This window comes from Micromonospora sp. NBC_01739 (assembly GCF_035920385.1).
Lineage (GTDB): Bacteria > Actinomycetota > Actinomycetes > Mycobacteriales > Micromonosporaceae > Micromonospora.
In genome coordinates, this window is sequence record NZ_CP109151.1 from 5,336,863 (window position 1) to 5,359,872 (window position 23,010).

Annotated in this window: 21 protein-coding genes; 15 read left to right on the forward strand and 6 right to left on the reverse strand. The window is 71.4% G+C overall.

Going from position 1 to position 23,010, the window contains the following annotated elements:
* Nucleotides 1-2: 2 nt before the first annotated feature.
* Nucleotides 3-1,376 (reverse strand): SAM-dependent methyltransferase, encoded by a 1,374-nt coding sequence (locus tag OIE53_RS24175; protein ID WP_327023775.1) that lies wholly within the window; start codon nucleotides 1,374-1,376, stop codon nucleotides 3-5.
* A gap of 158 nt (nucleotides 1,377-1,534) precedes the next feature.
* Between OIE53_RS24175 and OIE53_RS24180 the strand changes: the two genes are divergently transcribed.
* The 11 genes from OIE53_RS24180 to OIE53_RS24230 all read left to right on the forward strand — a co-directional run bounded on the left by OIE53_RS24180 (nucleotide 1,535) and on the right by OIE53_RS24230 (nucleotide 14,610).
* Complete coding sequence (locus tag OIE53_RS24180) at nucleotides 1,535-2,488, forward strand: Rossmann-like and DUF2520 domain-containing protein (RefSeq protein WP_327023776.1); 954 nt, start codon at nucleotides 1,535-1,537, stop codon at nucleotides 2,486-2,488.
* 26 nt (nucleotides 2,489-2,514) lie between these two features.
* Nucleotides 2,515-3,363 carry a pantoate--beta-alanine ligase gene (gene panC, locus OIE53_RS24185; RefSeq protein WP_327023777.1) on the forward strand — a complete coding sequence of 283 codons (849 nt, stop codon included), beginning with the start codon at nucleotides 2,515-2,517 and terminating at the stop codon, nucleotides 3,361-3,363.
* A gap of 25 nt (nucleotides 3,364-3,388) precedes the next feature.
* Nucleotides 3,389-3,826 (forward strand): aspartate 1-decarboxylase, encoded by a 438-nt coding sequence (gene panD, locus OIE53_RS24190; RefSeq protein WP_327023778.1) that lies wholly within the window; start codon nucleotides 3,389-3,391, stop codon nucleotides 3,824-3,826.
* 138 nt (nucleotides 3,827-3,964) lie between these two features.
* Nucleotides 3,965-4,861: a septum formation family protein gene (locus OIE53_RS24195; protein WP_327023779.1), complete on the forward strand. Its 897-nt coding sequence runs from the start codon at nucleotides 3,965-3,967 to the stop codon at nucleotides 4,859-4,861.
* 61 nt (nucleotides 4,862-4,922) lie between these two features.
* Nucleotides 4,923-6,617 carry an L-aspartate oxidase gene (locus OIE53_RS24200; protein ID WP_327023780.1) on the forward strand — a complete coding sequence of 565 codons (1,695 nt, stop codon included), beginning with the start codon at nucleotides 4,923-4,925 and terminating at the stop codon, nucleotides 6,615-6,617.
* Nucleotides 6,614-7,540, forward strand: coding sequence for a carboxylating nicotinate-nucleotide diphosphorylase (gene nadC / locus OIE53_RS24205; RefSeq protein WP_393340333.1), 927 nt, complete (start codon nucleotides 6,614-6,616; stop codon nucleotides 7,538-7,540). The genes OIE53_RS24200 and nadC overlap by 4 nt, the downstream gene beginning before the upstream one ends.
* Nucleotides 7,541-7,573: 33 nt before the next feature.
* A complete protein-coding gene (locus OIE53_RS24210; protein WP_327023781.1) occupies nucleotides 7,574-8,332 on the forward strand; it encodes a type III pantothenate kinase in 759 nt (252 codons plus the stop codon).
* A gap of 253 nt (nucleotides 8,333-8,585) precedes the next feature.
* Nucleotides 8,586-10,094 (forward strand): lysine--tRNA ligase, encoded by a 1,509-nt coding sequence (lysS, locus tag OIE53_RS24215; RefSeq protein WP_327023782.1) that lies wholly within the window; start codon nucleotides 8,586-8,588, stop codon nucleotides 10,092-10,094.
* 114 nt (nucleotides 10,095-10,208) lie between these two features.
* Nucleotides 10,209-10,559 (forward strand): histone-like nucleoid-structuring protein Lsr2, encoded by a 351-nt coding sequence (locus tag OIE53_RS24220; RefSeq protein ID WP_327023783.1) that lies wholly within the window; start codon nucleotides 10,209-10,211, stop codon nucleotides 10,557-10,559.
* A gap of 497 nt (nucleotides 10,560-11,056) precedes the next feature.
* The gene (locus tag OIE53_RS24225) at nucleotides 11,057-13,597 is read left to right on the forward strand and encodes an ATP-dependent Clp protease ATP-binding subunit (RefSeq protein ID WP_327027387.1); all 2,541 of its coding nucleotides are present in this window, start codon (nucleotides 11,057-11,059) and stop codon (nucleotides 13,595-13,597) included.
* Between the two features lie 368 nt (nucleotides 13,598-13,965).
* Nucleotides 13,966-14,610 carry a C39 family peptidase gene (locus OIE53_RS24230; RefSeq protein WP_327023784.1) on the forward strand — a complete coding sequence of 215 codons (645 nt, stop codon included), beginning with the start codon at nucleotides 13,966-13,968 and terminating at the stop codon, nucleotides 14,608-14,610.
* A 64-nt stretch (nucleotides 14,611-14,674) separates the two neighbouring features.
* Here OIE53_RS24230 and OIE53_RS24235 read toward each other — a convergent pair whose 3' ends face one another.
* On the reverse strand, nucleotides 14,675-15,577 hold the full coding sequence (locus OIE53_RS24235) for an A/G-specific adenine glycosylase (RefSeq protein WP_327023785.1): 903 nt from the start codon (nucleotides 15,575-15,577) through the stop codon (nucleotides 14,675-14,677).
* A gap of 97 nt (nucleotides 15,578-15,674) precedes the next feature.
* Here OIE53_RS24235 and OIE53_RS24240 point away from each other — a divergent pair, with 97 nt between their 5' ends.
* From OIE53_RS24240 to OIE53_RS24250, 3 genes are all read left to right on the forward strand, one after another.
* Nucleotides 15,675-16,187, forward strand: coding sequence for a glycine cleavage system protein R (locus tag OIE53_RS24240; RefSeq protein ID WP_327023786.1), 513 nt, complete (start codon nucleotides 15,675-15,677; stop codon nucleotides 16,185-16,187).
* Nucleotides 16,184-16,777, forward strand: a complete 594-nt coding sequence (locus OIE53_RS24245) for a peptide deformylase (protein ID WP_327023787.1) — start codon at nucleotides 16,184-16,186, stop codon at nucleotides 16,775-16,777. Before OIE53_RS24240 ends, OIE53_RS24245 begins: the two co-directional genes overlap by 4 nt.
* A gap of 125 nt (nucleotides 16,778-16,902) precedes the next feature.
* Nucleotides 16,903-17,622 carry a hypothetical protein gene (locus OIE53_RS24250; RefSeq protein WP_327023788.1) on the forward strand — a complete coding sequence of 240 codons (720 nt, stop codon included), beginning with the start codon at nucleotides 16,903-16,905 and terminating at the stop codon, nucleotides 17,620-17,622.
* An 8-nt stretch (nucleotides 17,623-17,630) separates the two neighbouring features.
* Here OIE53_RS24250 and disA read toward each other — a convergent pair whose 3' ends face one another.
* The 4 genes from disA to OIE53_RS24270 form a co-directional block, all read right to left on the reverse strand.
* Nucleotides 17,631-18,809 (reverse strand): DNA integrity scanning diadenylate cyclase DisA, encoded by a 1,179-nt coding sequence (disA, locus tag OIE53_RS24255; protein ID WP_327023789.1) that lies wholly within the window; start codon nucleotides 18,807-18,809, stop codon nucleotides 17,631-17,633.
* A gap of 108 nt (nucleotides 18,810-18,917) precedes the next feature.
* Nucleotides 18,918-20,369: a DNA repair protein RadA gene (radA, locus tag OIE53_RS24260; protein WP_327023790.1), complete on the reverse strand. Its 1,452-nt coding sequence runs from the start codon at nucleotides 20,367-20,369 to the stop codon at nucleotides 18,918-18,920.
* A 105-nt stretch (nucleotides 20,370-20,474) separates the two neighbouring features.
* Nucleotides 20,475-21,185 (reverse strand): hypothetical protein, encoded by a 711-nt coding sequence (locus tag OIE53_RS24265; RefSeq protein ID WP_327023791.1) that lies wholly within the window; start codon nucleotides 21,183-21,185, stop codon nucleotides 20,475-20,477.
* A gap of 140 nt (nucleotides 21,186-21,325) precedes the next feature.
* Entirely contained in the window at nucleotides 21,326-22,165 is an 840-nt protein-coding gene (locus OIE53_RS24270) for a UbiA family prenyltransferase (RefSeq protein WP_393340328.1), read from the reverse strand.
* A gap of 46 nt (nucleotides 22,166-22,211) precedes the next feature.
* On the opposite strand from OIE53_RS24270, the gene OIE53_RS24275 reads away from it, so the two are divergent.
* Nucleotides 22,212-22,949 (forward strand): methyltransferase domain-containing protein, encoded by a 738-nt coding sequence (locus tag OIE53_RS24275; RefSeq protein ID WP_327023793.1) that lies wholly within the window; start codon nucleotides 22,212-22,214, stop codon nucleotides 22,947-22,949.
* Nucleotides 22,950-23,010 lie beyond the last annotated feature (61 nt).

Here is a 23,010-nt window from a genome sequence, read left to right on the forward strand (position 1 = left end):
GGTCAGGACGGCGCAGCGGTGTCGATCGGCCCGAACACCCCGGGCAGCAGCCGGTCGGTGGGCAGGCCGACCGGCTGCCACAGCCACCAGTGCCCGCCGAGTCCGGCCGGGTCGGTCAGCTCGGCCGCCGCCGAGGCCGCCGCCAGCGCCCGCACGTACCCGGCCGGGTCGTGGGCGGCCAGGCTCAGCGGCGGTCGCCCCCCGTCGGCCCCGAGCGCCCGCAGCCCGTCCCGCTGCGACCCCAGGGCGTACGCACACCGGGCGACCCGCTCACCGGCGGAGGCGACCGAGTCCATGGCCACGTGCGCGGTGACGTCACACGACCCGTCCGGCACCGGTGGCACCTGCCGCCCGGCCCGGTACCCGGTCAAGGTTCCGTCCACCGGTCTGGTCGCCCGCAGATGGCCGTAGTCCACCGCCAACGCCAGGCCTCGTTCGACGTGGCCGACCGCGTCCGCCCAGGCTTCGTCCCTGGTCCTGCCGATCTCCACTCGTGCGCGGTCCGTGGGGGTGCGGTCCGTTTGGGTTTCCGGGCAGCCCGACCGGCTCCGGGCGGTCAGGCTTGATCCCTGCGCCGGTCGGGCTGCCCGGAAACCCGACCCGGTCGAGCTGTCAGGGTCTGGTGCGGTCGCGGGTGGGGAGGAAGGGTCCGTCACAGGGTTCGCCGACTGCCGATCGGTCGGGGCTGGCTGGGTGGTCGCGGCGAGAGGGCTGGGCCACCAGGTGGAGAGCCAGTCGAGGTCTGCTCGGCTGAGTGGGGTGCCGATCGTCTCCTCGCCGGAGGTGGGGTCGACGAGCAGGTAGTGCCAGCCGGTTCCGGTGTGCACGGCGAGGTCCAGCGGGACGTTGTCGAGCCACTCGGTAGCCAGGAGCAGACCCGTGATACCAGCGGGAATCCGGTCGGTCCAGCGGATCTGTTCGGGCAGGTCATCGGGTCGCGGAGCCAACTCGACAGCAGTGAACCGCACCCGCTCAACCAACGGCACCGACCCACCCCCGCTGAGATCCGACGCGCAGCTGTCGCCGCCGTACCCCGTCGTGATCTTCGAAGGGTTGAGGGGTGAGGGTCGGACGGTGGTCGTGGTGGTCAGGGTTTCCGGGGAGCCCACCCGCTCCGGGCGGTCAGGCTTGATTCCTGCGCGGGTGGGCTCCCCGGAAACCCCCACGGACAGCGCCCGAACCAACTCCCCCCGCCCCGCCCCCACGTCGACCACATCGAAGACAGCAGGATGACCGAGCACCCCGTCGAGATGACGGATCAACCGGAGCAACGCCCCAGCGAAGACCGGAGAGGCGTGCACGCTGGTACGGAAGTGCGCCGCCGGCCCCGCGCCGGAGACGAAGAAGCCGTCCGGCCCGTACAGTGCCCGCTGCATCGCCTGATGCCAACGCATTGCCATTCGGTCCTCGCTCTCGGCGCTTCCACCGCGCCGATCCAACGGCGGTGAACGATTTCACACATCCTTGTTTCGGATCCGTGTCAGCGACACATACTTGCTTCGACCGGTACCCATCTCGAGGACTGGATCGTGACATGAGCGCACCCTTGCGCACGTATCCGGCCGCCCGTCGGCGGTCCGCGACCGTGCCGTCTGCCAATCATGCCGCTCTCACCGTCGGCGTGATCGGCGCCGGACGGGTCGGAGCCACCCTGGGTGCCGCGCTTACCGCCGCAGGTCACCGGGTGGTAGCCACGACCGGCAGTTCCGGGGCCTCTCAGGCCCGGGTGGCGCTGCTGCTGCCGACGGTCTCCCGCCGCCGGGCCTGCGAGGTAGCTCGGGCGGCCACCGACCTGCTGCTGATCGCCGTACCGGATGACGCCCTGGCCGGGGTGGTGGCCGACCTGGCCGCGCAGGGGGCCCTGCGGCCCGGTCAGGTGGTCGCGCACACCTCCGGGGCCCATGGTCTGGGGGTGCTGGCCCCGGCCGCCGCGGTGGGTGCCCGTCCGTTGGCCCTGCACCCGGCGATGACCTTCACGGGTACCCCGGACGACCTCAGTCGGCTGCCCGGCATCTCGTATGGGGTGACCGCGCCGGCCGACCTGCGCCCGTTGGCCGCTCGGCTGGTGGCCGATCTCGGCGGGGTGCCGGAGTGGATCGGGGAGTCCGACCGGCCGCTCTACCACGCGGCTCTGGCGCACGGCGCCAACCACCTGGTGACCCTGGTGAACGAGGCGGCCGACCGGCTGCGCGACGCCGGGGTGACCCAGCCGGAGAAGGTGCTGGCCCCGCTGCTGCGGGCCGCTCTGGAGAACGCCCTGCGGTTGGGTGACGATGCGTTGACCGGTCCGGTGGCCCGGGGCGACGCCGGTACGGTGGCCCGGCACCTGACGCAGTTGGCGGCCATCGCGCCCGAGTCGGTGGAGGCCTACCTGGCGTTGGCCCGGCGTACCGCCGACCGGGCGGTGGCCGCCGGCCGACTGCGGCCGGCGGAGGCGCAGCCGCTGCTCGGGGTGCTGGACCGGGAGCAGAGCCGGGTGGCGGCGTGAGCGGATTGGTGAACGACATGGATCGCGTGACGAGGCTCGTGCACACCCGTGCCGAGTTGGCCGAGGCCCGGTCCGCCCTGACCGGAAGGGTGGGGGTGGTGATGACCATGGGTGCCCTGCACGAGGGCCACGAGGCCCTGCTGCGGGCCGCCCGGGAGCGGGCCGATCACGTGATCGTCACGGTCTTCGTGAACCCCCTCCAGTTCGGTCCGAACGAGGACTTCGACCGCTACCCCCGGACCCTGGAGGCTGACCTCGAGGTGTGCCGGCGGGCCGGTGCCGACCTGGTCTTCGCCCCGGCGGTGTCGGACATGTATCCCGAGGGGGCACCCCAGGTACGGCTGGACCCGGGTCCTCTGGGCGAGGACCTGGAGGGGCTGAGTCGGCCCGGCTTCTTCCACGGGGTGCTCACCGTGGTGCTGAAGCTGCTCCAACTCACCCGGCCCGACCTGACCTTCTTCGGCGAGAAGGACTACCAGCAGCTGACCCTGGTCCGGCGGATGTGTCGGGACCTGGAGGTGCCGGTCGAGGTGGTCGGCGTACCCACCGTCCGGGAGCCCGACGGGTTGGCCCTGTCCAGCCGCAACCGCTACCTCTCCGACACCGAGCGGCAGGTGGCGCTCAGCCTGTCCCGGGCCCTGCGGGCCGGGGCGGAGGCCGCCGAGGCGGGCCGCGACGCCGGGGCGGTGCTGACGGCCGCGCACGCCGCCTTCGGTGCCGGTGAACCCGGGGCCCGGCTCGACTACCTGGTCCTCACCGACCCCGAGCTGGAACCGGGGCCGGTCCAGGGGCCGGCCCGGCTGCTCGTCGCCGCCTGGGTGGGTCAGACCCGACTGATCGACAACGCGCCCGTCCTGCTGCACCCGGCGTCCTGACCAGACCTGCGCGAAAGGCGTCCCGATGTACCGCACCATGCTCAAATCCAAGATCCACCGGGCCACGGTGACCCAGGCGGATCTGCACTACGTCGGGTCGGTGACCGTCGACGAGGATCTGCTCGACGCCGCCGACCTGCTCCCCGGGGAGCAGGTGGCGATCGTGGACATCACCAACGGCGCCCGGCTGGAGACCTACGTGATCCCGGGGCGGCGGGGCAGTGGGGTGATCGGCATCAACGGCGCCGCGGCCCACCTGGTGCACCCGGGGGACCTGGTCATCCTGATCTCGTACGGTCAGATGGACGACGCGGAGGCCCGCACCTACCGCCCCCGGGTGGTGCATGTCGACGCCGACAACAAGATCGTGGACCTGGACGCCGACCCCTCGACCGCCGCCCCCGGCACCGCCGGCACCCCCATCCCCAACCCCCAGTCGGTGAAAGGAAGGGCCCCTTCTTAACGCCTCACGAGGTAGAAGGGCCCCCTGTTAACACCCGCCCCACCCTGCGCCCGGAATCCGCTCTGTCACCGGAAGGTCATTTCTGGTTACGCTGTGACCGCCGTCAGGAGACGGCCGCTGGCTGGGGGAGGCGGCGTCATGCAGCGTGCGACGAGAACCCTGACCGCGGCCCTGGCCGTCGCGGTGCTGCTGGTGGGCTGCGGTGCGCCGCACGGGCTGGACGGGGACCTGACCGACGACTGGGCGGCTTTGGCCGCGCCCGGTGCCTTCACCCCGGTCGCCGAGGTCTGCCACGAGGCGGACTTCGCCGACGCGGTGTCATTGGCGGCGTACGCCCCGGTGGACTGTGCCACCCCGCACCGGGTGGAGACCGTGCACGTCGGCACCTTCCCCGCCGAGCGCAAGGAACCGCCCCCGGTGGCCTCACCCGAACTGCGTACCGCCTTCGCGGACTGCGACAAACGGGCCAACGGTTACGTGGGGGACAACTGGCGGGCCGGTCGACTGCGGCTGGCGGTGGCGGTCCCCACCGGGGCGGGCTGGGCCGCGGGGTCGCGGTGGTACCGCTGCGACCTGATGGAGGTGACCACGGCCGAGGCGGGTGCCAAGGTGGTGACCCGCAGCGGCTCCCTGCGCAACGCGCTGCGGCCCCCCTCCCCGCTGTGGCTGGGGTGTCAGCAGGCCCGCACGGACCGCTCCCGGGTGGTGCGCTCCCTGGTACCGGTGGACTGCGCCGAGCGCCACGACGCCGAGTTCGCCGGAGTGTGGCAGGCACCTGATCGCCCGTACCCGAAGAACAGCGCGCAGTGGGCCCCCTTCTACGCGGGCTGCCGTACGGTGCTCGCCCGCTACGCCGGGGTGCCGGACGACGGTGACCTGATCTACCGCAGTGACCTGGTGGTCCGTCCGCCCGGCGCCGGGCGGTGGCAGGTGGGGGACCGGGGAGTGCGTTGCTACCTCTGGCTCGGCGACCGGAAGGTGACCGGTTCACTCAAGGGGGCCGGCCCGGCCGGACTCCCGGTTAGGACGAAGTAGCGGGAACCACTCGTCCCGCCCCCGCCGCCCGAGCCGAGTGACCTTCGGGTTGACTGGGGGGATGCAGTTACCGACCGTCGGCTTGCCGGCGCTGCCCCGCCTGCTGTCCGCTCCGGCGCCGGGTTGGGTGGAGACCACCGACGTGATCGTGGTCGGCTCCGGGGTGGCCGGGCTGACCGCCGCCCTGCACCTGCGGGAGGCCGGCCTGCACGTCACCGTGGTCACCAAGGTCAACATCGACGAGGGTTCGACCCGCTGGGCCCAGGGGGGCATCGCGGCCGTCCTCGACCCGGCGGACACCCCGGCGATGCACGCCGCCGACACCGAGATCGCCGGGGTGGGGCTGTGTGATCCGGCTGCGGTCCGGGTGCTGGTCGAGGAGGGGCCGACCCGGCTGCGGGAACTCATGCGGATCGGGGCCGCCTTCGACCGCAACCTGGACGGTTCGTTGGCGCTGACCCGGGAGGGCGGGCACCGGGCCGACCGGATCGTGCACGCCGGTGGCGACGCGACCGGCGCGGAGGTCCAACGGGCCCTGCACGAGGCGGTCCGCCGGGACCCGTGGATCCGCCTGGTCGAACACGCCCTGGTGCTGGACCTGCTCCGGGCCCCCGGTGCCGGCCCGGACGGGCTGGGCAGGGCGTGCGGCATCACCCTGCACGTGCTCGGAGAGGGCAGTGAGGACGGTGTGGGTGCCATCCTTGGCCGGGCCGTGGTGCTGGCCACCGGCGGTCTGGGGCAGGTCTTCGCGGCGACCACCAATCCCCCGGTCTCCACCGGCGACGGGGTGGCCCTGGCCATGCGGGCCGGTGCGGCCGTGACCGATGTGGAGTTCGTGCAGTTCCACCCGACCGCCCTGATCGTGCCGGAGCAGGCCCGTACCCCGGACGCCGGTCACGCCCAGCAGCCCCTGGTCTCCGAGGCGCTGCGCGGCGAGGGCGCGCATCTGGTGGACGCCGACGGCAAGCGGTTCATGCTCGGCCAGCACGAACTGGCGGAGCTGGCCCCTCGGGACGTGGTGGCCAAGGGCATCCACCGGGTGTTGCTGGCCACCGGTGACGACCACGTCTACCTGGACGCCCGCCACCTCGGCGGCGAGTTCCTGGCCCGCCGGTTCCCCACCATCGTCGCCTCCTGCCGGGCCATCGGGGTGGACCCGGCCGAGGACCTGATCCCGGTGGCACCGGCCGCCCACTACGCCTCCGGCGGGGTCCGCACCGACCTGCACGGCCGTACCTCCATCCCCGGCCTGTACGCCTGCGGCGAGGTCGCCTGCACCGGCGTGCACGGGGCCAACCGGCTGGCCAGCAACTCCCTGCTGGAGGGTTTGGTCTTCTCCCGGCGGATCGCCGACCACATCGCGGCCGGTCTGCCCGAGCAGGCCCGCCCGGCGGACACCGGGGCCTGGCGTGGGGGAGCGGGCTGGGTGGTGCCGGCCGCCACCACTCCCGCCCTGCAACGGGCGATGACCCGGGGGGCGGGAGTGCTCCGCTCGTCGGCGACCCTGGCCGCCACCGCGGCCGAACTGGTCGAGCTGAGTGCCGGTCGGGGTACCCCCCGGACCGCCGACTGGGAGGCGACCAACCTGCTGACGGTGGCGAGCGCCCTGATGGCTGCCGCGTACGCCCGGCAGGAGACCCGGGGCTGCCACTGGCGGGAGGACCACCCGGAGGCGGACGAGCGGTGGCACGGCCACCTGGTCGGCGCGATCGGTACGGATAACCAGTTGACCATGCGGTGGGAGGAGACCCGATGAGTGACGGCGCTGCCGCGGCGGCTGGCCTGAGTGTCCGGACGAAAGGGTTGCTGCGGGCGGCCGGACTGGAGCCGGAGCAGGTACGCCGGATCATCGAGACCGCGCTGGTCGAGGATCTGGGTCCGGATCTGCTCGACGTGACCAGCGTGGCGACCATCCCGGCGACCCAGATGGACACCGGCGACGTGGTGGCACGGGCCGACGGGGTGGTGGCCGGGCTGGCCGTGGCCGCCGCCGTGTTCGAACTCGCCGACGAACTGACCGGCTCCGGTCGTACCGTCGCGGTGTCCGTGGTGGCCCGCGACGGTGATCGGGTGGCCCGCGGCGATGTGCTGGCCACGGTGACCGGCCCGACCCGGGTGCTGCTCACCGGCGAACGCACCGCTCTCAACCTGCTGAGCCGGATGTCCGGGGTGGCCACCCACACCCGGGCCTGGGCGGATGCCCTGGCCGGCAGCAAGGCGATGGTCCTGGACACCCGCAAGACCACCCCGGGCCTGCGGGCCCTGGAGAAGTACGCGGTCCGCGCCGGCGGTGGCACCAACAAGCGGATGGGCCTGTACGACGTCGCCATGATCAAGGACAACCACAAGTACGCCGCGGGCGGGATCACCGCGGCCTACCGGCGGGTCCGTGCGGCCTTCCCTGAGGTGCCGGTGCAGGTGGAGGTGGACACCCTCGCCGAGGCGGTGGAGGCGGTCGAGGCCGGCGCCACCTTCCTGCTGCTGGACAACATGCCCCCCGCTCTGCTCACCGAGGTGGTGGCGGCCGTCGGGGACCGGGCCGAGCTGGAGGCCACCGGCGGGCTGACCCTCGCCGACGCCGCCGAGGTCGGGGCGACCGGGGTGGACTACCTCTCCGTCGGTGCCCTGACCCACTCCTCGCCGATCCTGGACATCGCTCTGGACCTGCGTACGGAGTGAGCCCGGCAGGAGCGGCCGTCTAGGCTGCGGGGCGTGCTGCTCTGCATCGACATCGGGAACACCAACACCGTGCTGGCGACCTTCGACGGCGACCAACTGGTGCACTCCTGGCGGATCAAGACCGACGCCCGCTCGACCGCCGACGAGCTGGGGCTGATGTTCCGGGGACTGCTGGCCGGGGACGCCGTCGAGATCACCGGGGTGGCGGCCTGCTCGACCGTGCCGGCCGCCCTGCGCTCGCTGCGGACCATGCTGACCCGCTACTACGGGGCACTGCCTAGCGTGATCGTGGAGCCGGGGGTACGCACCGGCGTGCAACTGGCCATCGACAATCCGAAGGAGGTCGGCGCCGACCGGGTGGTGAACACCCTGGCCGCGTACAGCCTCTACGGGGGGCCCTCGATCGTGGTCGACTTCGGTACCACCACCAACTTCGACGTGATCAGCGGTCGGGGCGAGTTCCTCGGCGGGGCCTTCGCCCCCGGCATCGAGATCTCCTTCGACGCCCTGGCGGCCCGCGCCGCCCAGCTCCGCAAGGTCGAGGCGACCAAGCCGCGTTCGGTGATCGGCAAGAACACCGTGGAGTGTCTCCAGGCCGGGCTCTACTTCGGGTTCGCCGGTCAGGTGGATCGGATCGTCGAGCGGATGGCCGAGGAGATGGGCGAGTTGAAGGCGGTGATCGCTACGGGTGGGTTGGCGCCGCTGGTGCTCAATGAGTGCCGGACGATCACGCATCATGAGCCGATGATCACTCTGATGGGGTTGCGCATGGTTTATGAGCGGAACGTCTGATTGCTCTTTGGGGTTTCCGGGCAGCCCGACCGGCTCCGGGCGGTCAGGCTTGATCCCTGCGCCGGTCGGGCTGCCCGGAAACCCGTCGGTGCGCCGGCTCAGCCGTTCCTTGCGGGCTTGAGGGGGTGTCCGGGCTGCACCGTCTTGGTGGGGTGGGTCATTAGGGGGTGGGCTATCCGGTGATGGGGGGTGGGGGGCTTGAGTACGCTCTGGGCTTGACCCCGCCCGAATTCTCCTTCTGAGGAAGCGTGCCGTGACCCAGCAGAGCCCCGTGCCAGTCGACCCCGCCGACGACCTTCCCGAGCAGATGAAGGTCCGCCGGGAGAAGCGGGAGCGGATGCTCGCCGACGGCGTCGAGCCGTACCCGGTCAGCTTCTCGCGCACCAGCAGCCTCGCCGAGGTGCGGGAGCGCTACGCCGACCTGCCCACGGACACCGCCACCGGCGACCAGGTCTCGGTCACCGGCCGGGTGATCTTCGTACGGAACACCGGCAAGCTCTGCTTCGCCACCCTGCGGGACGGGGACGGCACCGAGTTGCAGGCCATGCTCTCCCTGGACCGGGTCGGCGCCGAGCGGCTGGAGGACTGGAAGCGCCTGATCGACCTCGGGGACCTGGTCGGCATCACCGGCGAGGTGATCACCAGTCGGCGGGGGGAGTTGTCCGTGCTCGCCGAGCAGTGGGCGGTCACCGCCAAGGCGCTGCGCCCGCTGCCGGTGGCGCACAAGCCCCTCAGCGAGGAGGCCCGGGTACGGCAGCGGTACGTCGACCTGATCGTCCGGCCGCAGGCCCGCCAGATGGTGCGTACCCGGGCGACTGCGGTGCGCAGTCTGCGCGATTCGCTGCACGGTAAGGGATTCATCGAGGTCGAGACCCCGATGCTCCAGTTGCTGCACGGTGGCGCGACCGCCCGGCCTTTCGTGACCCACAGCAATGCCCTCGACACCGACCTGTATCTACGAATCGCGCCGGAACTGTTTCTCAAGCGCGCCGTGGTGGGTGGTGTCGAGCGGGTGTTCGAGATCAACCGTAACTTCCGTAATGAGGGCATCGACTCTTCGCACTCACCGGAGTTCGCGATGCTGGAGGCGTACGAGGCGTACGGCGACTACAACACGATGGCCGAGTTGACCCGCAATCTCGTCCAGCAGGCGGCGATCGCGGCGACCGGATCGACCGTGGTGACGCACGCCGACGGTCGGGAGTACGACCTGGGCGGTGAGTGGCGTTCGGTGAGCCTCTTCGGTGTGCTTTCCGAGGCCCTCGGCGAAGAGGTCACCGTCCGCACCGAGCGCGCCCGTCTGGTCGAGTACGCCGACAAGGTGGGGGTCAGCGTCGACCCCAAGTGGGGGCCGGGCAAGTTGGCCGAGGAGTTGTTCGAGGAGTTGGTCGTACCGGGGCTTCAGGCGCCTACTTTCGTACGCGACTATCCGGAGGAGACCAGCCCGCTGACCCGGGGCCATCGCAGTGAGCCGGGTTTGGCGGAGAAGTGGGACCTGTACGTGTTCGGCTTCGAGTTGGCCACCGCGTACTCGGAGTTGGTCGACCCGGTGGTGCAGCGGGAACGGCTGATCGCCCAGGCGCAACTGGCCGCGCGCGGCGACGACGAGGCGATGCGACTCGACGAGGACTTTCTCCGGGCGATGGAGTACGGAATGCCGCCGGCCGGTGGCATGGGAATGGGAATCGATCGACTCCTGATGGCGCTGACCGGGCTGGGAATTCGGGAAACCATCCTGTTCCCGTTGGTTCGCCCCGAGTAGTCGCTGGGAAGCTTCTCGGGTCGTTACCGGATCCTATTGACGGGGCAAGCATCTGGCAGGTTATTGTTGCCCTGCAGATGGCAGTACCAGCCCTGCTCGAAAGGAATGTGGGACGTGGCCAAGCAGATCATTCACAAGCTGGTCGATGACCTGGACGGCGGGGACGCGGACGAGACCGTCAAGTTCGCGCTCGACGGCGTGCAGTATGAGATCGACCTCTCGAGTTCCAACGCCGAGAAATTGCGTGACGCATTCGCGCAGTACATCGCCAACGGCACCAAGGTGGGTCGTGGCGGTGTGGTCGTGGGTGGGCGTGCCGCCCGCGGTCGGGGTGGTGCGACAGCCGACCGTGAGCAGAACAAGGCCATCCGGGCCTGGGCGCGTAAAGCCGGCAAGGACATCTCCGACCGGGGTCGGATCCCCCAGGAAATCGTCGACGAGTACCACGCCAAGGCGGGGCACTGAGACGAACCTGCGAAGGTCATCGGTCGACGCCGGCCCGGAGGAATCTCTGGGCCGGCGTCGCCGTCTCTCGGCCCGGTCGCCCGGCGCGGGCCGGCCCCTCGGCGGGTTCGGGACTAAACCCGAGGGGTCGGACGTTGTCCACAACCGGTGGATGTCTTGTCCACAGCCTGTGGATGGCGTCACCCCTGGATGGTGTCGGACGGGCTGCCGTTCGGTCTCCGGAGCCCCTCCGTGCGCGCTCCGGACGGCTTGTGGCCGCCGGTCGAATTTCGCTCTGCGCGTACAGACCCCCCGCCCGGAACACCCGTTGAGCGCGGAGGGTTGTGCAAAACGACGCGTACCGGGCCCACCGCGCAGACACACGAGGTCAGCCGAACCCGTTCGCGGCGATAGAGTAATGAGGCGCGGACGTCCGTCCCGGGCGCTCGCGCACCGGCCCCGCCGAGAGTCTTGACCACCAAGATCGAGTGCGCACGGCACGTGAGGAGCACGAGGGCATGTTCGAGCGGTTCACCGACCGAGCGCGACGGGTTGTCGTCCTGGCCCAAGAAGAGGCCCGGATGCTCAACCACAACTACATCGGTACGGAACACATCCTGTTGGGCCTGATCCACGAGGGTGAGGGCGTCGCGGCCAAGGCCCTGGAGAGCCTCGGGATCTCCCTGGAGGGCGTCCGCCAGCAGGTGGAGGAGATCATCGGCCAGGGCCAGCAGGCGCCGAGCGGGCACATCCCGTTCACGCCGCGGGCCAAGAAGGTGCTGGAGCTGTCCCTGCGCGAGGCGCTGCAGCTCGGCCACAACTACATCGGCACGGAGCACATCCTGCTCGGCCTGATCCGTGAGGGCGAGGGCGTCGCCGCCCAGGTGCTGGTCAAGCTCGGCGCCGACCTCAACCGGGTCCGCCAGCAGGTGATCCAGCTGCTCTCCGGCTACCAGGGCAAGGAGCCGGCTGCGGCGGGCACCGCCCCGGGTGAGGCCGCGCCGTCGACCAGCCTGGTGCTGGACCAGTTCGGCCGGAACCTGACCCAGGCGGCCCGGGAGGGCAAGCTCGACCCGGTGATCGGGCGCGAGAAGGAAATCGAGCGGGTCATGCAGGTGCTCTCCCGCCGTACCAAGAACAACCCGGTCCTGATCGGTGAGCCCGGCGTCGGTAAGACCGCCGTGGTCGAGGGGCTGTCCCAGAAGATCATCAAGGGCGAGGTGCCCGAGACCCTCAAGGACAAGCAGCTCTACACCCTCGACCTGGGTGCCCTGGTGGCCGGCTCCCGCTACCGCGGTGACTTCGAGGAGCGCCTGAAGAAGGTGCTCAAGGAGATCCGCACCCGCGGTGACATCATCCTGTTCATCGACGAGATCCACACCCTGGTGGGTGCGGGTGCCGCCGAGGGCGCGATCGACGCGGCGAGCATCCTGAAGCCGATGCTGGCCCGGGGTGAGCTGCAGACCATCGGCGCGACCACCCTCGACGAGTACCGCAAGCACCTGGAGAAGGACGCGGCCCTGGAGCGCCGGTTCCAGCCGATCCAGGTGGGTGAGCCCTCGCTGGCGCACACCATCGAGATCCTCAAGGGCCTGCGCGACCGCTACGAGGCGCACCACCGCGTCTCGATCACCGACGCTGCGCTCGTGGCTGCCGCAACTCTGGCCGATAGATACATCTCCGACCGGTTCCTGCCGGACAAGGCGATCGACCTCATCGACGAGGCCGGCGCCCGGATGCGGATCCGCCGGATGACCGCGCCGCCGGACCTGCGTGACTTCGACGAGCGCATCGCCCAGGTGCGCCGCGACAAGGAGTCCGCGATCGACGCGCAGGACTTCGAGCGCGCCGCCCAGCTGCGCGACAAGGAGAAGCAGCTGCTGGGCCAGAAGGCGCAGCGGGAGAAGGAGTGGAAGGCCGGTGACCTGGACGTCGTCAGCGAGGTCGACGACGAGCAGATCGCCGAGGTGCTGGGCAACTGGACGGGCATCCCGGTCTACAAGCTGACCGAGGAGGAGACCTCGCGCCTGCTGCGCATGGAGGACGAGCTGCACAAGCGCGTCATCGGCCAGGAGGACGCGGTCAAGGCGGTCTCGAAGGCCATCCGGCGTACCCGGGCCGGCCTGAAGGACCCCAAGCGCCCCTCGGGCTCGTTCATCTTCGCCGGTCCGTCCGGTGTGGGTAAGACCGAGCTGTCCAAGGCCCTGGCCGAGTTCCTGTTCGGCAGCGAGGACGCCCTCATCCAGCTGGACATGTCGGAGTTCCACGACCGGTACACGGTCTCCCGGCTCGTCGGTGCCCCTCCCGGGTACGTCGGCTACGACGAGGGTGGGCAGCTGACCGAGAAGGTGCGGCGTCGGCCGTTCTCGGTGGTGCTGTTCGACGAGATCGAGAAGGCCCACCCGGACGTGTTCAACACCCTGCTCCAGATCCTGGAGGACGGTCGGCTCACCGATGGTCAGGGCCGGATCGTGGACTTCAAGAACACGGTCATCATCCTGACCACCAACCTGGGCACCCGGGACGTGGCCAAGGCGGTCTCGCTGGGCTTCCAGGCCTCGGAGGACTCCGAGTCGAACTACGACCGGATGAAGCAGAAGGTCAACGACGAGCTCAAGCAGCACTTCCGGCCCGAGTTCCTGAACCGGATCGACGACACCATCGTCTTCCACCAGCTGCGTCAGACGGAGATCCTGTCGATCGTCGACATCATGATCGCCCGGATCGAGACCCAGCTGCGGAACAAGGACATGGGCCTTGAGCTGACTGACAACGCCAAGAAGTACCTGGCTGCCAAGGGCTTCGACCCGGTGCTGGGCGCCCGGCCGCTGCGCCGCACGATCCAGCGCGACATCGAGGACAACCTCTCCGAGCGGATCCTGTTCAACGAGCTGATCCCGGGTCAGATCGTCGTGGTGGACTGCGAGGGGGACCCGAACGACATCGACAAGTCCAAGCTCGTCTTCAAGGGCTCCGATCGCCCGGTCGACGTGCCGGACGCCGTCCCGGCTGATCTCGGTGGCACCGCTACCACCGGTGCGGACGAGTCGGCGGCCTGAGTTCTACCAGCTCACATCAGCGGCGGCCCGGTGGCAGATGCCACCGGGCCGCCGCTTTGCGTACCCCGGGTCGGGCCGCTGCCGCCGGGATTATCAGGTGGTTTGTGCATCTATGGGCGATGTGATGGAGGCTGGCAGCCCGGATCGACCGCCGGGTGGCTGCCGTCACGCTGTGTGAGGGCATGACCGAGCGCCAGGAGCGGTTGTACGAGGGGTAACCGGAGCGGCACTCCACGAACATGCTGCTGCTCGCCAGCGCTCGCCTTGCCGAAGAAGGCCGAGGTGGGCTGCTACTTCCCCCCGACGCGGTTCGCACCCTCCCCTTGCCGGGTGTCGTGTCGATCCCCCGAGATGGAAGGCGCTGACCCATGACGACTCTGATGCAGAAGGCCGCCCTGACCGTCGCCGGTGCCGTCTTCGCCGGTGGCATGGTCGCCGGTCCGACCGCAGCCCTAGCCGCCCCCCAGACCTCCAGCCCACTGGTCGCCGACCACGATCAGGCCAAGGGCGAGCGGCAGCTCAAGGTGCGCTATCAGGCCCAGTCGAACTACTACTACTGCGGCCCGGCCGCGGTGCGCAACGCCCTGACGACGCTGGACAAGGACGTTTCCCAGGACGACCTGGCCCGGGAGATGGGCACTACCGAGCGGGGCACCGACTCCGCGTACGACATCACCAAGGCGCTCAACAAGCGGGTCGGCAAGGAGGTCTACCGCACGGTGGAGGTCCCGGGTCGTTCCGCCGACCGGGCTGAGACCGACCGGCTGCGGGCCGACATCGTCCGCGCGGTCGACGAGGGCCGCGGCGTGGTGGCCAACGTGGCCGGCACCGCGGTCGACCTCAGCGGTCAGACCCACTCCTTCGAGGGCGGCCACTACATCTCGGTGACCGGCTACCGGGACGGCGGCGCCCAGGCGAAGATCGCTGACTCCGCCGACCCCGTGCAGGCCGAGTACTGGATCGACACCGAGGCGCTGGCCGACTGGGTGGCCACCCGCGGCTACTCCGCCTGATCCACCAGCAAGCAGCACCGGGCCGGCCTCCATTGGGAGGCCGGCCCTGTCGCGTCAGAGGGGTTCAGCTCGGCACGGGGGCTGGTGGGCCGTCGCCGATCAGGCGGAAGGAGGCCTCGCCGACCGGCTCGACCAGACCGTCGGTGATCAGGCCGGCGAGGGCCCGGGCCCGTTGCACCTCGTCCGCCCAGACCTGGTCCAGTCGCTGGTGCGGCACCGGACCGGTCGCCTCCCGGAGCACCCCGAGCAGCAGCCCGCGTACCTGGCGGTCGGTGCCCGCGTACCGCTGGGGGCGTCGGGTCGGCCCGGCCGGAGCGACCTGCCCCGAGGCCCGCCAGGCACAGGTGGCCTCCACCGGGCAGGCCGTGCAGCGCGGCGACCGGGCGGTGCAGATCAGCGCCCCCAGTTCCATGATCGCGGCGCTGGCCAGTGCCGCGGCGGCCGGATCGGCCGGCAGCAGTTCCTCGGTCGCGACCAGGTCGGCGGGCCGGGTGGCGGGGCCGGCGTCCGGCTCACCGGCGATGGCCCGGCACACCACCCGGCGTACGTTGGTGTCGACCACCGGGTGCCGCTGGCCGAACGCGAAGGCCGCCACCGCCCTGGCCGTGTACGTACCGACGCCGGGTAGGGCCAGCAACTGGTCCAGGCGGTCCGGCACCTGCCCGCCGTGCCGTTCCACGATCGCCACCGCGCAGTCGCGCAGCCGTACGGCGCGGCGCGGATAGCCGAGCCGTCCCCACATGCGGATGGCCTCGGCCGGGCTGTCCTGGGCCAGGGCGGCCGGGGTGGGCCAGCGCTCCAGCCAGGCCTGCCAGGCGGGCAGCACCCGGACCACCGGGGTCTGCTGGAGCATCACCTCGCTGACCAGGATCGCCCAGGGGGTGACCTCGGGTTCCCGCCAGGGCAGGTCCCGGGCGTTGCGCTCGTACCACCGGCTCACCTGGCCGGCGAATGTCGATTCCGTCATCGCGCCGCTGATGATGTCACGCGCCCAGGTTCCGCCGTTCGGACGCCTCCGGGCGGGCCGTGGCCAGTGGCGATCGACGATCGGGGAGAATGCCCGGATGAACGAGCTCGCGATCACCGTCATCGGCCGGGACCGGCCGGGCATCGTGGCCGACGTCGCCGAGGTGCTCGCTCGGCTCGGGGCCAACCTGACCGACAGCACGATGACCCGGCTACGCGGACACTTCGCGATGACCCTCATCTGCGTCGGTCCGACCTCCGCGGCGGTCGAGGACGCCCTGGGCCCACTGACCGCCGACGGCCAGCTGCTGGCGACCGTACGCGAGGTGCGGCCGGACGGGGAGGCCGCCTCGGCCGGTGAGCGGTACGTGCTGTCGGTGCACGGTGCGGACCGGATGGGCATCGTGGCCGCGATGACCCGGGCGGTCACCGAGGCCGGCGGTAACGTCACCGACCTGAGTACCCGGCTGGCGGGAACCCTCTACGTGGTCGTCGCCGAGGTCGACCTGCCGGCCGGCGCCTCCGACGCCCTGACCGGCCGGTTGGCGCAGGTGGCCGCCGACCTGGGTGTGGAGGTAACTCTCCGTCCCGCCGACCCGGATCTGCTGTGACCGGGCAGACGGGCGGGCCGGAGTCGGACCCGCAGACGGATACCTCGACCGGCCTCGGCGACTGGACCCCGGAACTGGTCGGTGCGGGCCAGGTGCTGCCGGTGGTCTCCGCGCCGCACCCGGCGCTGAGCCGGGCCGGTGACCAGGTCGACCCGACCGCCGAGGAGACCGTACGGCTGGCGGCCGACCTGATCGCCACCATGCGGGTGTCACCCGGCTGTGTCGGCCTGGCCGCCCCGCAGGTGGGGGTGGGTGCGCAGGTGTTCGCGGTGGATGTCACCGGACACCCCAAGGCGGTCACCGTGCACGGCACCTTCGTGCTCTGCAACGCGCGGGTGGTCGAGGCGACCCGGTGGAAGGCGGGCCGGGAGGGGTGCATGTCCGTCCCGGACCTCACCGGGGACGTCAAGCGCGCCAGCCGGCTCGTGGTCGAAGGGGCGCTGCCCGGCAGCGGCAAGCAGATACGCCTGGTGACGGACGGTTTCGAGGCGCGTGCCCTGCAACACGAGATCGACCACTGCTCCGGTCTGCTCTTCCTGGACCGGGTGGCCGGGGCCCACGCGATCTACCAGCGCAAGGTTTACCTCTGAGCCGCCCCTGACAGCACTCAGAGTGACGGGACTGTCGACATTGGAGGGTGGGTTCCGGTGGCTCCGGTACGCCTCGGCGCGTCGTCACCGTCCGTCGCGCATGGCGCCGCTACGGTGGGGGCATCATGCGTCTGACGGTCGGCCCCCTGCCTCCCGCCGTGTACTGGCGGCGTCGCGCCGTCGTGCTCGGCGCGGTCCTGCTCTTCCTGATTGTCCTGCTCTACTCGTGCAACGGTCCGCGTGGCGGCAAAGATGCCACCGGGCAGGGGCAGCCCGATCCGGGCGTCTCCGGCACCCCGGAGCCCACCGGTTCGGTGTTGACCCCGCAGACCGGGTCACCCCCGCCCTCGGGTGACGCCGGTGCCGGCCCGGCCAGCCCTTCCGGCACTCCCTCGCCCGACACGAGCCTGACCAACGATCCGCCGGCCGTCGCCCCGGTGGCCGACGAGGGCACCTGCACGGACACGGAGCTGGCGGTGACCGCCCAGGCCGTGCCGAACCGGGTGGTCCGGGGTGCTGCGGTGGACCTGCACCTGAAGGTCCGTAACCGGGCCGACCGGACCTGCAACCGGGATGTCGGGGCGACCGCCCAGGAGATCTACATCAAGTCCGGTGCCGACGTGGTGTGGTCGTCGGACACCTGCGGCACCGCCGCCGGGTCGGACGTGCAGTCCTTCACCCCGGGCTTCGAGCGCGCCTACCAGGTCGGTTGGAACGGCAAGGACAGCAGCCGGTGCGCCAACGGGCTGGCCAGCGGCGACACCCCGCCGGCCGGCACCTACCAGGTGTTCGCCCGGGTGGGCACCAAGCTGAGTCAGCCGGCCAAGCTCGTGCTCACCGACTGACCTGACCCTCAGACGTACCGCTCCAGGATGGACGCCTCGGCCAGCCGGGACAGTCCCTCGCGTACGCCTCGGGCCCGGGCGTCGCCGACCCCCTCGACGGCCTGCAGGTCCTCCACGGTGGCCCCGAGCAGCCGCTGAAGGCTGCCGAAGTGCACCACCAGCCGGTCCACCACGGTCACCGGCAGTCGGGGCACCTTGGCCAGCAGGCGGAATCCGCGCGGGCTGACGGCCGCGTCCAGCGCGTCGGAGGCAGCCGGGTAGCCGATGGCCTTGGCCACCGAGACCAGGTCGATCAGCTCGGTGGCACTGAGCAGGTCCAGCTCGACCAGGGCCTCGTCCAGGGTGCGGGACTTGCGGCCGGTGGGCAGGTAGTCCCGGATGACCAGGGTGCGGTCCGCGTCCACCCCGGCCATCAACTCGTCCAGTTGCAGGGCCAGCAGTCGACCGTCCGTGCCCAGTTCCACCACGTACCCGGCGATCTCGTCGGCGATGCGGCGGACCATCTCCAGCCGCTGCACCACCGCCACGGCGTCACGTACGGTGACCAGATCCTCGATCTCCAGGGCGGAGAGGGTGCCGGAGACCTCGTCCAGCCGGAGCTTGTACCGCTCCAGGGTGGCCAGGGCCTGGTTGGCCCGGGACAGGATCGCCGCCGAGTCGTCCAACACGTGCCGTTGCCCGTTGACGTAGAGGCTGATGATCCGCATCGACTGGCTGACCGAGATCACCGGGTAGCCGGTCTGCCGGGCGACCCGTTCCGCCGTGCGGTGTCGGGTGCCCGACTCCTCGGTGGGAATGGCCGGGTCCGGCATCAGGTGCACCGCCGCGCGGACGATCCGGGTGCCGTCACTGGACAGCACGACCGCGCCGTCCATCTTGCACAGTTCGCGGACCCGGGTAGCAGAGAACTCCACGTCGAGGGGGAAGCCGCCGGTGCACAGGCCCTCGACCACCTTGTCGTAGCCGAGCACGATCAGCGCGCCCGTCCGGCCGCGCAGGATGCGTTCCAAGCCGTCGCGCAGCGCGGTGCCGGGCGCCATCAGGGCCAGGTTGGCGCGCAGCGGATCGCCGGCGCTGCCGCCCCCGGTCACGCTGATGCTGATCGGACGGGCGGGCGAGCCCACGGCGCCGGTGCGGGCGTGGGGAGTCGCGCCGGCAGGCTTGGTGGTTTCGCGGTCGACTGGCACGGGCACAGTCTACGGACTGCCCTGCGGTGGGTGCTCCTGTGGTTACTGTGATGTGTCATGATCCGCCTGTCCGGTCCCTGCCGGGCGGATCGCCCGGGAACGTGGCATTCATTCCGCCGAGGCCCGAGCCGCAGCCTGAAGGGCTGAACGGACGTTGTCGACCTCGATCACCCGCATCTGTTCCGGCCCGGCGCCGGTGCTGCTCGGCCCGCATCCGGGGGGCACCAGGGCCAGCCGGAAGCCGAGCCGGGCCGCCTCGGTCAGCCGGCGGGGCACCGCACCGACCCGGCGTACCTCCCCGGTCAGGCCGACCTCGCCGATCGCCACCAGGTGGGGTGCGATCGCCAGGTTCAGGCCCCCGGAGGCGACCGCCAACGCGACCGCCAGGTCCGCGGCCGGTTCCACCACCCGGATGCCTCCGACGGTGGCCGCGAAGACCTCCCGGTCGTGCAGGGTCAGCCGCTCGGTGCGGCGCTGGAGCACCGCCAGCACCATCGCCAGACGGGCCGAGTCCAGTCCGGAGACCGTACGCCGGGGGGAGCCGGCAACGGTGGCCCCGATCAGCGCCTGCACCTCGGTGACCAGGGCCCGCCGTCCCTCCATCGCCACGGTCACGCAGGTGCCCGGCACCGGCTCGGCGTAGCGGGTGAGGAACAGCCCGGAGGGGTCGGCGAGGCTGCTGATGCCACCCTCGTGCATCTCGAAGCACCCGACCTCGTCGGCGGCACCGAAGCGGTTCTTCACCCCGCGCACCATCCGCAGCGAGGAGTGCTTGTCGCCCTCGAAGTGCAGCACCACGTCGACCAGATGCTCCAGCACCCGAGGGCCGGCCACCTGGCCGTCCTTGGTGACGTGGCCGACCAGCACGGTGGCGATGCCGCGCTCCTTGGCGACCGAGACCAGCGCGGCGGTGACCGCCCGGACCTGGGTCACCCCGCCGGGCACCCCCTCGGTGCCGGTGGTGGAGATGGTCTGCACGGAGTCGAGCACCAGCAGGCCGGGCTTGACCGCGTCGAGGTGACCCAGCACCGCGGCCAGGTCACTCTCGGCGGCCAGGTAGAGCTGCTCGTGCAGGGTGCCCATCCGCTCGGCGCGCAGCCGCACCTGACTGACGGACTCCTCGCCGCTGACCACCAGCGAGGGGCTGCCCGCACCGGCCGCCCACTGCTGGGCCACGTCGAGCAGCAGGGTGGACTTGCCGACCCCGGGCTCACCGGCGAGCAGCACCACCGCCCCCGGCACCAGCCCGCCACCGAGCACCCGGTCCAGCTCGCTGACCCCGGTGGGTCGGGCCCGGGCCGGTGCCGCGCTGATGGTGGCGATCGGTCGGGCCGGCTCGGCGGGCATCCGGGAGCTGACCACCCGCCCGGAGACCGTGGGACCGGTGACGGTGCACTCGACCACCGAACCCCATTCGCCGCATTCCGGGCAGCGCCCCACCCACTTCGGTGGCTGGTGGCCACAGGCGTCGCACTCGTACGCGGGTCGGGGCTCACGGGCGGAGGCCTTGCCGCGCCCACCGGTGCCGCCTCGGGCCGGAGTCGATCGGGAGATGCTCACCCCAGCGACGCTAACCCCCGGGTATGACGACGGCGCCGCCGGCATGGGGTCACCACGCCGACGGCGCCGCACGATCGGGCGGATTGGCTACCGCCCCGGGGCTTTCTAGTGGCCGCCTTCACCCTCGTACTCGGTGTGCCGCTCGATGATCGGCGAGGGCGGCGGCGGCGGGGTGAGCGGCACGGCCACCGGTGCCGGGCTGGTGATCTGGTCGCCACCACCGAAGTCGAAGTTGAGGGTGATGTTCTGACCGGCGAGCGCGGCCACGTTCAGCCCGATCAGCTGGAGCACCCGGTCACCCTCGGTGTTCAGCTGCACGTAGCTCAGCGGCGGGATCTCGATGCGGGCCGGCTGGTTGGTCGGCGACGAGGTCGGCTCCGGCGACGGCGAGTCGTCCGGGGAGGCGGAGTCGTCCGGGGACGGGGAGCTCGACGGGGAGGGGGAGCCGGTCGGCGAGGGGCTGCCGGTCGGGGTCGGGCTGGTCGCCGCGCGGACCGTGGTGAGCACCACCTCGCGGGCGTCCGGCGAGGTCACCGTCACGGTGATCGGCTCGTGGGTGTCGTTGTAGAAGACCGCGTTCAGCACCGCGTTGTCGCCGGGGCGGTAGCCCTCGACACCGGGGTAGTCGACCAGTACGCCCAGCACGCCGTACTTGCCCTCGGTGCTCTTGAGGTTGATGCCCTGCACCGACGGCACCTTGTTGGCCGTCTCGGAGATCTGGCCGGCGCCGCACCCGGACAGCAGCAGCGCCGCTGCCGCCGCGATCCCGGGCAGCAGTACGGCAGCTCGCCGGGAACCCCTGATCGAGCGCGTCACGTCGGTCCTCCTCGTCACGATCACACCCGGCTACGCCGCCGGACCCGCTGGCCATGCCCGCGCAGACCGCGCTCCAGGGTAGTTGGAGCTGATCGTGGCACGCACGCCGACCCGGGGCAGCCACCTGCCCGGGTGAGGTTTCAGACCAGCCGACCGCTGGTGACCAGCAGTACGACGTCGAGCAGGGCCACCAGCATCATCGCCCGGAAAGCGGCCACCGGACGGGTGCCGGCGCGTTGGGCGGCGCGGCCGGCGTACCCGGCGGAAATGGTGATCATCACGGCGGCGACGATCGCCGCCAGGCCCACTCCCGAGGGGGGCCCGGGGGGCCCGAACACCAGGGTGCCGGTGGCCGCCGTCAGCAGGCCGACGGCGGCCCACCGGCTGCCCGCCGGACCCAGCCGGTGCGGCAGCCCGCGTACCCCGGTGCGGGCGTCGTCCGCGAAGTCCGGCAGCACGTTGGCGAAGTGTGCCCCCGCCCCCAGCAGGGCGGCGGCGGCGACCAACCAGACCGGCGGGGCCGGTGCCTCGGGTCGGGCCAGCACCACGAAGGCGGGCAGGCTACCGAAGGAGATCGCGTACGGCAGCACCGAGATGGCGGTGAACTTCAGCGGCCAGTCGTAGAGCAGGGCCGAGACCAGCCCGACGGTCGCCCATCCGGCGGCCACCGGTGTGGTGGTCAGGGCCAGGGCCACCGTGGTGACGGCGGCCACCGCCGCGGCCACCCCCACCAGGCGGCGGCTGACCAGCCCGGTCGCCACGGGTTTGTCGGTCCGCCCGACCAGGGCGTCCCGGTCGGCGTCGACCAGGTCGTTGGTCCAGCCGACCGCGAACTGACTGGCCGCCACGGTCAGCGCCACCGTGGCGATGCCCCCGGGTGGATGACCGGTGCCGGCGGCGAGCAGGGCGGCCACTGTGGTGACTGCCGCCGTAGGTTCCGGATGGCTCGCCCTGACCAGCCCTAACACCGTCGACGACATAACGGAAGTCTGGTCGTTACCCGCGAGTCGTGCCACGCTCGGTGACATGCGTGATGCCGGCTTGAGCCTGCCCCGCAACGATCCACGTCAGTACGACGAGCTGGCCGACGAGTGGTGGCGGCCGGACGGCGTCTTCGCCATGCTGCACTGGCTGGCCGAGGCCCGGGCGATGCTGGTGCCACCGGCCACCCGTCCCGGAGCCATCCTGGTCGACCTGGGTTGCGGCGCCGGCCTGATGGCTCCGCATCTGGTCGGCAAGGGCTACCGGCACATCGGGGTGGACCTGACCCGTTCGGCCCTGAGCCAGGCGGCCGACCACGGCGTGACCGTGGTCAACGGTGACGCCATGGCGGTGCCCCTGGCCGACGGCTGCGCCGATGTGGTCACCGCCGGTGAGCTGCTGGAACATGTCCCGGACTGGCGGGTGACGGTAGCCCAGGCCTGCCGGCTGCTGCGCCCCGGCGGCCTGCTGGTGGTGGACACCCTCAACGACACCCCCCTGAGCCGGCTGGTCGCCGTCCGGATCGCCGAGCGGCTGCCCACCGTGCCGCGTGGCATCCACGACCCACGGTTGTTCGTGGACGATCGTGAACTGGTGGCCGAGTGTGCCCGGCACGGAGTGGACCTGCGGGTCCACGGTGTCCGGCCGGGGGTGCCCGGCCTGCTGCGCTGGCTGGTCCGCCGGGCGCGCGGCCGGGCCACCGCACCCGGGCAGGCCCCGCGCATCGTGCCGACCGGCTCGACGGCCGTGCTCTACCAGGGACGCGGGGTACGCGACGGGTAGCGGAACTCCACGGGGGTATGACGATGGTCGAGGAGGGTGCCATGAAGGTGCGTCAGCGGAT